This is a genomic window from Peribacillus sp. P4_B1 (assembly GCF_056402395.1).
Genome location: NZ_JBFUHM010000054.1, coordinates 1 through 12,622, shown reverse-complemented (window position 1 = coordinate 12,622; position 12,622 = coordinate 1). Strand labels below are relative to the sequence as shown.

Here is a 12,622-nt window from a genome sequence, read left to right as displayed (position 1 = left end):
AGGAATGTAAATAAATGATTACTGTAAATAATGTTGGTTTACGATATGGCGATCGTAAACTGTTTGAAGATGTTAATATAAAATTCACGCCTGGTAACTGCTACGGTCTGATTGGTGCAAATGGGGCGGGTAAATCGACGTTCTTAAAAATCCTTTCCGGTGAAGTTGAAGCACAATCCGGTGATGTCCATATGGGGCCTGGCGAACGCCTTGCCGTTCTAAAACAAGATCACTTCGCTTTTGAAGAAGAAGAAGTCCTTAAAGTTGTCATTATGGGACATGAAAGATTATACGAAGTCATGCAAGAAAAAGATGCCATCTATATGAAGGAAAACTTCACGGACGAAGATGGAATGAAAGCCGCCGAACTTGAAGGTGAATTTGCCGAATTAAACGGCTGGGAAGCTGAACCTGAAGCTTCCATCCTCTTAAAGGGCCTTGGCATTGCAGAAGACCTTCATACAAAGAAAATGGCCGAATTGAACGGTGGGGACAAAGTTAAAGTATTGCTTGCCCAGGCACTGTTCGGTAAACCGGATGTTCTTTTACTGGATGAGCCTACCAACCACTTGGACTTAAAAGCGATCAAATGGCTGGAAGAGTTCTTAATCAACTTCGAAAACACTGTTATCGTAGTTTCCCATGACCGGTACTTCCTTAACAAAGTTTGTACACATATCGCGGATCTCGATTTCGGTAAAATCAAGGTTTATATCGGGAACTATGACTTCTGGTATGAATCAAGCCAGCTTGCCCTTAAACTGACTCAAGATGCCAATAAGAAAAAAGAAGAAAAAATCAAAGAGCTTCAAAATTTCATCGCCCGTTTCAGTGCCAATGCATCCAAATCGAGCCAGGCGACATCCCGTAAGAAATTATTGGACAAAATCAGCTTGGATGACATACAGCCTTCTTCGCGCCGCTATCCATATGTCGGCTTTACACCTGAGCGTGAAATCGGGAACGACCTGCTTCGTGTAGATGGAATCTCGAAAACGATCGATGGCATAAAAATATTGGATAACGTCAGCTTCACGATGAATAAAGGCGACAAGATTGCATTTGTCGGTAAAGATGAGATTGCTAAAACAACCATGTTCAAAATCTTGGCAGGTGAAATTGAACCGGATAGCGGCTCATTCAAATGGGGCGTTACGACCTCTCAGGCATATTTCCCTAAGGATAATGCCGAATTCTTTGAAGGTGTCGATTTAACACTAGTCGATTGGCTCCGTCAATATTCTCCTAATGACCAGAGCGAGAGCTTCCTGCGCGGTTTCTTGGGCAGAATGTTATTCTCTGGTGATGAAGTCACCAAAAAGGCAAGTGTCCTTTCAGGGGGCGAAAAAGTCCGCTGTATGCTTTCTAAAATGATGTTAAGCGGTTCGAACGTCCTTATGCTTGATGAACCTACTAACCATCTAGACTTAGAGTCGATTACGGCGCTGAACAACGGTTTGATCAGCTTTAAAGGATCGATGATCTTCTCCTCTCATGATCATCAGTTCATCCAAACTGTGGCGAACCGTATCATTGAACTTACACCAAAAGGAACAATCGATAAGCAAATTAGTTATGATGAGTACCTTGAAAATAGCCAATTGCAAAAACAAGTGGCAGAAATGTATAAATAAGAAGTTTGTTATATGCGGCACATCCTTATGGGATGTGCTTTTTTCGTTTGCGATCTTTCCTACAGTTGTTTCCAGCCTTTAATGCATTAAAGGTATAAAAAACAGTCTGCAATAAATATAATGATATTCCCCGAAATATGAACACTGAATAATTTAATGGATAACAAGGTATATTGGTAAGAAAGGAGTGAGTTAAAATTGGATGGTCATTTAGTGAAAAATATCTTTGAGGATACAGGATACCTTTTTTTATATAATAAATTCAGTTATCAATTTTATGTATCCGGATTGTTCGACTTAGTGGATCAAGAAAAAATAATTTCGGATTTTTTACATACTTATGGCTTCGATGATAAAAACCCACTCTTTTTTGACGACTTTTCCTTTTACTTCAATTGTTTTCATTATTCCCACCAAAAACAAACGATGATGAATTACTTGAAAACAGACTATGACGAACATATTTGTTAAGTATATAAGGCCAGATAAACTGATCATGCCTTTTATTAGCGAAAACCATTCAAAAAACACCAAAAAGTACAGTACTTACTGATTTAAGTCAAAGGGAAATACCAATTTTATCAAGGTACAGAGGAAGGAAAGTTAGTACAATAAAAATTGAACTACCAAACGCTACATTTTCCCATTTTTTCAAATTGTCTTGCCACCTTTAATTTTTCAAATTCTAAACAACGAACTTCTCAGCAGCAGTTAAAATCATTTCTTTTTCAGAGCCTSCCTTTCTAGCTCTTCCAGTTTTTTAAGGAAGTCATTTTCTGCTTCAAGGAATCTGATTCTCGCCTCTGCCTTCCTAAGTTGGTCCTCTGCAGACTGTGGCTTAGAAGTGGGGCGTGATGTACTTCCTTTTCCACGGCGTTCCGTAAGGAAGCCTTCCTCACCAAACCTTTCAAAGGTAATACGCCCGCGCTGTAGACAACGTTTAGGTTGTTTCTTTCCAATTATTTCGAGATTAAATCCCTGGTCAATGAATTTGAGAGGGAGATTTCCCCTTTTTATATTCCTAAACAGCTTTTGTCTTAAATTCCGGACTATAGGAAATAGATCGCTCGGAAGCACCAATGATATTTGGATTCTTTTCAAGTTCTTTAATCTGAAATTCAGTATATATTCTTACTCATGGAAACCCCCGTCCATACTCACCCGGATAAGGGGGCTGTTGACAAAATGGGGGGAGGGCTTTTGCACCTTCCCCATTTTGATTTTTATCGTTAATTGCTGTTTATTTATTATTTTTCTTCACTTTTTTGTAGCTAGTTCATTACTTTTATCATTCGTTTTAAGTTTAATGCCAACGCCGAAAAGAGGCATTGTTCATGGATTTTTTGAATGCCCCTCTTATATGTCTTATATAAATTGTGCTTTATTTTCATGGTGCCTAATGAGCCTTCACACCAGATTCTTCTTAGTTTTTGAACCAGTTTGTAACCACTTGTTTTTGTCCTTTTCATGTTTTCTATAGTTCATGGGCGATGGGGCGTGATATGGTTCTTATGGTCGCTGTTTTCCCGAAGCATTCCACTCTGAGATGACAGACTTTACAGTCATTGGTTTTTGCCGAATAGGTCTTGTAATTTGTTTCGCCACTTCTCATTAAATGTGTAAAGACTAGTTCCTTCTTGAACAACCGCTTATATAAACTAAAAATCGCGATGCACCTAGACTCCCTAAGCCAGGTGTACCGCGATTTTTTCACATTCCGAAACAATACGATGAAGACTAAATCTTATATATATCCTCTTCGTTTGGTAGAGAAGAAATCGCTCCTACCTTCGTACACACGACGGCACCTACTTTATTTGCAAAAAGAATGATCTCTTTAAGTTTACTAAAATCACTAAGAATTGTGTCATAGGACTCAAGATTTGCAAATTGAAATAAAGCAGCACCGACAAATGCATCACCAGCACCAGTTGAGTCAATTGAATTTACTTCGACGCTGTTTATTACACTCATTCCACTTCCATTTGAAAGAAGAGTGCCTTCCCATCCAAGGGTAACAGCCACTATTTTTGCCCCTAAATGATGGAGCATTGCTATTCCATCATATTTATCCCTTTTTCCCGTGATTAGTTCAAGCTCTACTTCGCTAACTTTTACAAAGTCAGCCATTGATATACCCTTTCTGGCTAAACTAATAAATTCAGCCACTCTATTTTTCCATAAATCATGTCGGAAGTTAGGGTCAAACGATAGAAATATCCCCCTATTTTGTGCAAATTCCATTGCCTTTAAATAAGTTGTTTTAAAAGGGTTTTCCAGAAATGCAGTTGCAGATCCAAAGTGAACGATCTTTGCACCACTTAATCTATCTAGGTATAAGTTATCCTCTGTTAAATTTCGATCCGCTCCTCTATTGAATACAAAATCCCTTTCACCATTTGCTTGTAAAGAAACAAATGCTAAAGTAGTTGGTGCTAAATCGTCAGTAACAATCATCGATGTATCAACCCCCACCTCTTTCATCGTTTCTATTAAAAATAATCCAAATGGGTCATTTCCTACTTTTCCAATAAGACTCGCTTCCCCACCTAGCCTTGAAATAGCAGCTGCGACATTCGCTGGTGCACCCCCGGCTTTCTTTAGAAAATGATTACCTTCCATTAAATTAACATCAATATCTGTACAATAAAAATCGATCAAAAGCTCCCCAACGCATATGACTGCGCGGTTTGTTTTATTCATTTACATTACACTCTCCATTCTTGTGATTTAGGTAAAATGAGAGGCTATCGATCATTTTCGACAGCCTTCATAAACTCTTACTATCAACCCCTCTTTAATAGGCTTGAAATTTAGTCTTTATCTTTTCCATATACTCTTTAAAGGGTATATTTTCAAAGACTTTAATGTAACTTCTCCACCCTTGCTATAAATTTGTAATCCTTTACTTGATGGATCCGGGAAAATTTGATCAGAAATAACCGTTTCACCTTTGTTTCCAAACACTTCTACAGCAGATCGGTCAATGAAAATATGCATTTTCACAGTCCCATTTAATGCATTTAACGGTCCGTCATGCTTACCGACTACATTGTTCCCATAATCAAAGCTTCCTGAACTTGAACGGTCTACGAATAACTGTTTGGTGGCAACATCATAGCCAATAGTCGTATATTCAGTTGCTCCTTTACGAACTTGAAAGCCGAATTCAGTTGCTTTTATATCATCTACATCAAACTCAGCTATCATTTCAAATGTATCTTCTGATAGTTTAGATAGGAGATTACTTTCACCAGATATGACTTTATTTTTATATGAAATTTTTTCACTCTTATCTCGAATGGTTTTTAAAGAAACTGGTGTTTGTTTTAAACGTAAACCTTCTTCTGTCTGAGTTAGCTCCATCTTTCTTGGTAATGTCGTTGAACTTCTCCAAGTCGAAGTTGGTGTATTATTTGCATATTGCCAATTACTCATCCAGCCAATCCAATATTTTTCGCCATTCTTACCCTCAATTCCGCTCCAATCTACTGCGGCATAATAATCTGCCCCGTAGTCAGTCCATAACACTTGATCGGAAGGGTTTTCATTTTTAAACGTTTTCCCGTCAAAGGTACCTACAAAATATTGCATACCTGACCCGCCTGCAGGAGCGCCATCATTAATGCTTACCTGTAGTACCCATTTTGTTTTTGAAGGGTCACCATCAATTGGTAATTCGATGAGAGTAGGACATTCCCAAACCCCTCCGTTACTACCATGAGTAGAAGGTATCCACTCTCCAGAAACAGCAGACCAGTCTGTAAGGATGCCGCTTTCTTTCGAATCGTCTTTCTCAGGCTCTTTGGCAACTTGGTCTACTTCATTTGGCATGGCCCCTTCATTATAAACATTAACATCATCCATGTTTAAATGACCCCAACCACCTGTAGCTTGGTCTACAGCTTTAATATATAACACTTCTCCAATGTATTTAGAAGCATCCCAGACGTATTTTTGATATTTTTCTTCTTTAAATTTGGTATTGGCTTGTCGAATTAATTCTTGATCATCAGAGGCTCTCACTAACGAAACATAGCGGGTGTTGATATCATTACCACCGCCCAACAGTAAGTTGATTTCTCCAGAGCCATCTAGTTTAAAATATGAGGAGTGCAGTTCTCCTGTTGCGTCATCTCCCTTTTGAAGATCAGTAAACCCCCATAAGTGGTAGTTTCCTTGGTGGCCGAAATCCCCTCCCCAGTATGATGATACATTTGTCACATGATCTTTTGTGAAAGCATTACCTTCGATTGTACTCCACCCAGTTAGATCACCTGTCTCAAAATCATGATTAATAATTTCCTTCTCATTTGTCATGATGTTCTTACCAACTTGAACATCTTGGAATAACGTGGATGAATTCCAAACATTTAAGCCAAAATGCCCTGATGAAAAAGTTGAATCATTTACATCATGAATGAGATTTCCATCTAAAGAAATTTTAATATTTTTTCCATGGGTGCTTGCTTTTAAATGGTACCTTTTATCTGTATCTAGATTTATTGTTTTTTCAGCTAGAATGGATATGTCTCCATTTTCGATTTTCATGATTTTTATTGTATCGTTTAAAGCATCGATATTCGCCATATAACCGTTTGTTGCATTAGGATCTGCACGAAAAACGAGCGAGCCAGCTCCGTTTCCACCTTTTTCCCCAGATATCTCAATGTTTGCTTCATAAAAAAAGTTATCCCCTGTTTGACCACTCATTACAAAAGCATCCTCCGTAGAGGTTCCACTTTTTCCATCCATCGTGTTCTCCCAGCTACCGTTTACATCGGTCCATTTTGATAAATTGGTTTCAAAGTTAGATGTATTCTTGAACTCCACATTTCGAAAGGCAGCCGTTGAATTCCACGCTGACAATCCATAGTATCCATAATCGAATTCTATATCTGTTTTTTTTATAACAGATTGATCGTTTACAGAGACTTGAATTTGATCCCCCTCTGTTTCAACCTTCACATGATAGGTAGTTGAAGTTTTGAGGGTAAAAGGTTTTCTCGCAATTTCCTCATTTGTTCCATCTACATTCTTACTTAATGTTATGACATCGTTTTTGGCATCTAAGCTCGCAACATAGCCGTTCTTTGCACTCTTGTCTGACCGAAAAACTAAACCGCCTGCCCCTTCTCTCCCATTCTTCTCATTAAGCGTAATATCTCCCTCATAGCTAAATGATTCACCTGTCTGGGATGACATGGCATAAGAAGTTCTGTCTAAGCTATTTGCTTGTATTCCACCATCTTCGCCGAATTCACTTGCATACTCCCACTCTTTTAAATTAGGTGAGGTATAAAACATGATCTTATCCTTAGCCGCTAACGACATAACCCATTGGTTTGATTCTTCATGCCAAAATACTTTAGGATCGCGCCAATCTTGTAAAGGAGGGTCTGGCATTACGGGATTCCCTTTATACTTTTCCCAAGTTCTTCCTTCATCTAGGCTATACGCTATACTTTGGACTTGCTTATCCCCTGAATGCGTAAAGATGGCAACCATTGCTTCTTTTCCAAAGCCAGCTGTATTGTTCCAATCAATAACAGCACTCCCCGAGAAAATCTGGCCGTTTTCATCCGGCGATAAAGCAATCGGCAAATGCTCCCAATTAACAAGATCTTTACTGACAGCATGCCCCCAATGCATCGGTCCCCATGTCGTTCCATACGGATGATATTGATAAAACAAATGATATTCACCTTTATAAAAAACCATACCATTCGGATCATTCATCCAGTTAGCTTCAGGAGAAAAATGAAATTGATTACGGTATGGTTCATTATAATACCCTGGATTTTCTGCATATGCACTATTAAATGGTAAACAAGTGACAGTTGAACATATTAGTAGAGTACTAATAATCCTCTTCACCTTTATTTCACATCCCTTTTTTAAAATCTAAAATGACATGTGATCGTTATGCTGGACTATTTCCGCGCAATCGATCTAATAGAACGGCTGCCACAATGACTCCACCTTTTACAACTAACTGCCAATAATAGTTGACATCCATTAGAGTTAACCCATTACTGATTACCCCCATAATTAAAACCCCAATAATTGTTCCTATTATTTTCCCTTTTCCACCTGTTAAACTTGTTCCTCCTAGAATAACAGCAGCAATTGCGTCTAATTCATACATTTGACCAGCAGTTGGCTGTCCAGAAAACAACCTTCCCGCTAAAACGACTCCTCCTAAACCAGCTAGTAAACCACTGATCGAATACACATTGATTAAAGACTTTTCAACCTTAATTCCAGTTAACCGAGCTGCCTCTTCATTGCCACCAATCGCATAAATATGACGACCAAACATCGTATATTTAAGAACAAAAAACATCACAACATATACTAAAGACATGATATAAATAGGAGTGGGGATTCCGAAAATACTTCCACCACCGATGAATTTAAATGTTTCGTTTTGTAAAACAATTGGATAACCGCCACTAATGACATAAGCGAGTCCACGAACATATGTGAAGCTGCCTAGTGTAACAATAAATGCTGGTAACTTTGCTTTGGCTGTAAGAAAACCATTAATCAGTCCTACTGCATACCCTACTAGTACGCCTGATAACATCGCAATAAAAGGATTAACTCCTGCAGAAGAGACCATGACTGAGATAACGCCAGATAGAGCAACTGTTGCACCAACTGATAAATCAATACCACCAGTTAAAATAACGATTGTCATCCCAGCAGCTAAAATAGCAATAATGGAAACTTGTTTTAATACATTCAATAAATTGGCTGTATCTAAAAAATTTGGTGCTGTAAATGAAAGTACTACACACAATAATAATAAAATCATGATCATGCCAAGCCTATTCCATAAAGAATAAAGGACATTTCCTATATTTAGGCGTTGTGAATGTGTAATAGTTTGCGTATTCCCTCTCATTTCTCTCTCCCCCCTTTGGTAGCTAAACGCATAATTGTTTCCTGTGTAGCTTCTTCCTTCGAAAGCTCGCCTGTTAACCTTCCTTCACTCATGACAAGTATTCGATCACTTACCCCCAATACTTCAGGAAGTTCAGAGGATATCATTAAAACGGCCAATCCTTCATCTGCAAGCTTTGAAACAATCTTGTGGATTTCAGTCTTGGCACCTATATCAACCCCTCGTGTTGGCTCATCAAGCAGTAATACCTTTGGTGCAATTGATAGCCACCTAGCGATCACTACCTTTTGTTGGTTCCCACCACTTAAGTTTGATACTTGCTGTTCTGGGGAAGCTATTTTTATATTTAAGTCTACAATATATTGGTTAGCGCTTTCATTTGCTTGCTTCCAATTAACAATTCCTGCTTTAGCGTGTTTTTTCAATTCAGCCATTATGATGTTCTCTTTTACGGACATTGATAAAAATAACCCTTGTTCTTTCCTGCTTTCAGGTACATGTGCAATCCTATTAGCAATAGCATCTATTGAGGATTTGATTTTAACAGATTGACCATCAACCAATATTTCGCCACTTTTCAACTCGGACAAACCGAAAATAGCCCTAACCAATTCTGTTCTGCCTGCACCAACAAGCCCCGCTAAACCAACAATTTCACCTGGGTAAATTTTTAAAGATACATTCTTTACAATTGTGTTATCAGAAACATTTTTCAATTCAAGTACAGGTGAAACTTCCTTTGGATTTTTTGTGCCAAAAGCTTTTGACCGATTAAACAAGTCCTTTAAATCCCTTCCTACCATCAGCTTTACGAGATGATCAGGATTTGTCTCTTCAATCGGCCCACTTGCAATCCATTCGCCGTCACGTAATACAGTGAACCTATTAGAAATTTTAAAGATTTCTTCCATTCTGTGAGAGATATATACAATAGCAACTCCCTGCTTTTTCAAATCATCAATAATTTCAAACAGCTTTTTTATTTCTTTATCTGTTAAAGAGGCGGTTGGTTCATCCATTATGAGTACCTCTGCATTAAAGGATAATGCTCGGGCAATCTCGACCATTTGTTGTTGAGCAACACTTAAGGTCGAAACCAATTGGCGTGGATTTAAATTCGACCCCATTGAATCTAACACCTCTTGGGCACGTTCATGGACCTCATCCCATTTCACCATTCCTAAACCATTTCTAGGAAAATTCGAACCCATTAAGATATTTTCACTTATTGTTAAATTAGGAGAAAGGTTTAACTCCTGATGAATAACACTAATTCCTTTGTTCCTTGCATCAGTAGGATCCTTCCATAAAATTGGTTGACCTTTCAAGTAGATTTTCCCACCATTGTCATCAGGTGTATGAATGCCTGCGAGGATTTTCATGAAAGTTGACTTTCCAGCGCCATTCTCTCCCATTAATGCATGTACTTCACCTGGATAAAGTTCCATTCTCACATTGTTCAATACGGTTACACTTGAGAACGTTTTACTAATCCCATCCATATTCAACACTGGCTTTTTTAGAATTTGTTGGCCTTTAAGCGACATTTCATTGACAGCCATACCTTTATCTCACCCCTTATATTGATTTGAATAGGCTGATTAAAGGAGGAATCCTTATCAGCCTATTTATTGAAAGAAGCTTACCAACCTTGGTAAGAATCTAATGTATCTTGAGTTACAATCTCAACTGGAACTTTAATAAGCTCCTCAACTTCTTCACCATTTTTCACTTTCATCCCGATTTCAACAGCTTTTTTGATCATGTTACTAGGTGACTGAGCTGAAGTTGCAGCAATTGTACTTCCTTCCTTTGCCATTGCTTCTGTGGCTTCAGGAGCACCGTCCACACCGACAATGAAAAATTCATTTTTACGATTCGCTTGCTCTTGAGCAATTTCAACACCAATTGCTGCTGGATCATTAATCGCAAATACCGCGTCAATAGAGCCTGATGAATTAGCTTGTAAAATACTTTCCATCACCGTTAATGCCTTTTCGCGATTCCCTTCTCCATTTTGCTTCGCGATAACTTTAATTTTGGAATCCTTTATTGCATCTTCAAATCCTTGAATACGATCAGATACAGCCGAAACCGGAGGTCCATCAATAATAACTATTTTTCCTTTTCCACCTAATTTTTCAATCACATATTCTCCGGCCAGTTTACCAGCTTGATAGTTGTCTGAAGTAACAGTTGCATCGACACCACCTTCAGCATTAGTATCTACAGCAACTACTGGAATATCAGCAGCTTTGGCCTGTTGAACAGCCGCCGCAATTCCTTTTGTATCAACAGCATTTAAAAGAATGATATCTACCTTTTTCGTAATAAAGTTTTCAATTTGAGCTGCTTGTTTTGCTAGATCATATTCAGCGCTTTCAACTAGAACTTCAGCACCTAATTCTTTTCCTGCTTCTTCAGCACCTTTAGCCATGGAGACGAAGAAAGGGTTTGCTAAACTCCCCACCGCTACACCGATCGTTAATTGTTTGTTACCTTTTTGTCCTTCGTTACCATCTGTTGATCCATTTGATGATTCACTAGCCCCGCTACATGCCGTCATCGCGGCAATTACAAAAGTCAAAACTAGTATTCCTAGAATTTTTACATATTTTTTCATATTAATCCCCCTAGTTTTTGAAGATGAAAATAATTAGCTACAGAACGAGAAATTGTTACCGCTCTCAATCTCTTAAACTAGATCACCTCCTTAAATGAATATTTTTGGTTGAAATAATGGAGATATGGTTGATTTTGATAGTTTTTTCACATTGACTATTTATTGATAACGCTTTCATCCCTTGTAAAACAATATAATTACCCATTACACATTATAATTACAAATGAATGAATTTGGTTGGTTTTGATTGATTTTGATTATATTAAAGCTGTTTGTAATTGTCAATGGTACCAATTATTGCAAAAAATATATTGATAACATAAAATATTAAACTCTCAAATGGAATGTTTAATAGATGGAGCAGATTTTCCCTCATTGTTAATTGATCACATTACAATGAATCAAGCATTCTTTATTATATTGATAAAACAAAGGGGGAAATTTCCAATAAAATAATTTCAGAATTTTCAAAAAAGCTGGTATTCAAACTGTCTGAATCAGACAGTTTGAATACCAGCTTTCCTTCAACGATAGCAAATTTAGTTTTTAATCCCTCACAATAATTATCTCCGTTTTCTCCTTATATTTTCCTAACGTTATTGTACTTTCTTCATTCGTAATAACTTTTGTTTGATTTAAATCTGCAAACTTAGAAAATGATACTTCTCCAAATTTTGTATGATCTGCTAATACAAAGGCCTCACGTGACAAGAAAATGGCTCTTTCTTTTATTTGCGCCTCTTCTGGATCTGGGGTAGTCAATCCAAAATTATAATGAATAGCGTTCGCACCCATGAAACACTTATCAAATCTGTATTTTTTTATACTTTCGTATGCATAACGTCCAACTGTTGCTTTAGTAATCCTTTTAACAAATCCACCAATAAAATATGTACATATTTCATTTTCAAGTAATGCATCTAAATGATCAATTCCGTTTGTAATGACAACGATATCTTTTTGCCTTAAATGTTTGATCATCTGATACGTTGTTGTTCCAGCATCAAGATAAACACAGTCGCCGTCCAAAATTAGTTCTGCCGCATATTTTGCTATCTTAGCTTTTTCCTCAAGGTTCTGCGTTATTTTCTCAAACACACTTGGTTCGTCTCGTTTACTATGTAATAGTGAAGCTCCACCATGTACTCGTTTTAAGTAGTTCTGCTTTTCTAATTGATCTAGATCACGACGCAAAGTAGATTCTGAAGTATTTGTTAATTCTACTAGCTCATGAATCTTAACATTCCCCTTTTCTTTTAACAGCTTTAAAATTAATTGATGCCGTTCCGTAATAAGCATGATATCTCCTCCTCGTATTACACTTCTATTTAAAGGTTCTTCGTGTATTTTAGTTTAATTAATTTTAGTATATAGAATTTTGCAGTGACATGTGAGAACTATATTAGGGGTACCGCCAACAAGCTAAGGTGAATTTGTATCATCATAACGAAAAAA

General features: G+C 37.6%; 9 protein-coding genes and 1 pseudogene. 2 read left to right on the top strand and 8 right to left on the bottom strand.

Annotated features, from left to right (window positions below; translation table 11 throughout):
- The first annotated feature begins 14 nt into the window (after window positions 1-14).
- Together AC1DVK_RS22340 and AC1DVK_RS22335 are read left to right on the top strand one after the other, a co-directional pair.
- Complete coding sequence (locus AC1DVK_RS22340) at window positions 15-1,634, top strand: ABC-F family ATP-binding cassette domain-containing protein (protein ID WP_061463500.1); 1,620 nt, start codon at window positions 15-17, stop codon at window positions 1,632-1,634.
- A gap of 198 nt (window positions 1,635-1,832) precedes the next feature.
- Window positions 1,833-2,105 carry a hypothetical protein gene (locus tag AC1DVK_RS22335; protein WP_317776965.1) on the top strand — a complete coding sequence of 91 codons (273 nt, stop codon included), beginning with the start codon at window positions 1,833-1,835 and terminating at the stop codon, window positions 2,103-2,105.
- A gap of 800 nt (window positions 2,106-2,905) precedes the next feature.
- Here AC1DVK_RS22335 and AC1DVK_RS22330 read toward each other — a convergent pair.
- From AC1DVK_RS22330 to AC1DVK_RS22295, 8 genes and pseudogenes are all read right to left on the bottom strand, one after another.
- Window positions 2,906-3,103 (bottom strand): transposase, encoded by a 198-nt coding sequence (locus AC1DVK_RS22330; RefSeq protein ID WP_477627406.1) that lies wholly within the window; start codon window positions 3,101-3,103, stop codon window positions 2,906-2,908.
- Window positions 3,104-3,371: 268 nt separating this feature from the next.
- On the bottom strand, window positions 3,372-4,337 hold the full coding sequence (locus AC1DVK_RS22325; RefSeq protein WP_477627405.1) for a carbohydrate kinase family protein: 966 nt from the start codon (window positions 4,335-4,337) through the stop codon (window positions 3,372-3,374).
- A gap of 117 nt (window positions 4,338-4,454) precedes the next feature.
- Complete coding sequence (locus AC1DVK_RS22320) at window positions 4,455-5,468, bottom strand: glycoside hydrolase family 32 protein (protein WP_477627415.1); 1,014 nt, start codon at window positions 5,466-5,468, stop codon at window positions 4,455-4,457.
- A 999-nt stretch (window positions 5,469-6,467) separates the two neighbouring features.
- Window positions 6,468-7,484 (bottom strand): annotated as a pseudogene (locus AC1DVK_RS22315) (glycoside hydrolase family 32 protein); the annotation flags it as partial.
- 73 nt (window positions 7,485-7,557) lie between these two features.
- Window positions 7,558-8,460, bottom strand: a complete 903-nt coding sequence (locus AC1DVK_RS22310) for an ABC transporter permease (protein ID WP_410860968.1) — start codon at window positions 8,458-8,460, stop codon at window positions 7,558-7,560.
- A gap of 80 nt (window positions 8,461-8,540) precedes the next feature.
- On the bottom strand, window positions 8,541-10,106 hold the full coding sequence (locus tag AC1DVK_RS22305; RefSeq protein WP_477627404.1) for a sugar ABC transporter ATP-binding protein: 1,566 nt from the start codon (window positions 10,104-10,106) through the stop codon (window positions 8,541-8,543).
- 80 nt (window positions 10,107-10,186) lie between these two features.
- A complete protein-coding gene (locus AC1DVK_RS22300; protein ID WP_410860894.1) occupies window positions 10,187-11,167 on the bottom strand; it encodes an ABC transporter substrate-binding protein in 981 nt (326 codons plus the stop codon).
- Between the two features lie 546 nt (window positions 11,168-11,713).
- Window positions 11,714-12,466: a DeoR/GlpR family DNA-binding transcription regulator gene (locus AC1DVK_RS22295; RefSeq protein ID WP_410860895.1), complete on the bottom strand. Its 753-nt coding sequence runs from the start codon at window positions 12,464-12,466 to the stop codon at window positions 11,714-11,716.
- Window positions 12,467-12,622 lie beyond the last annotated feature (156 nt).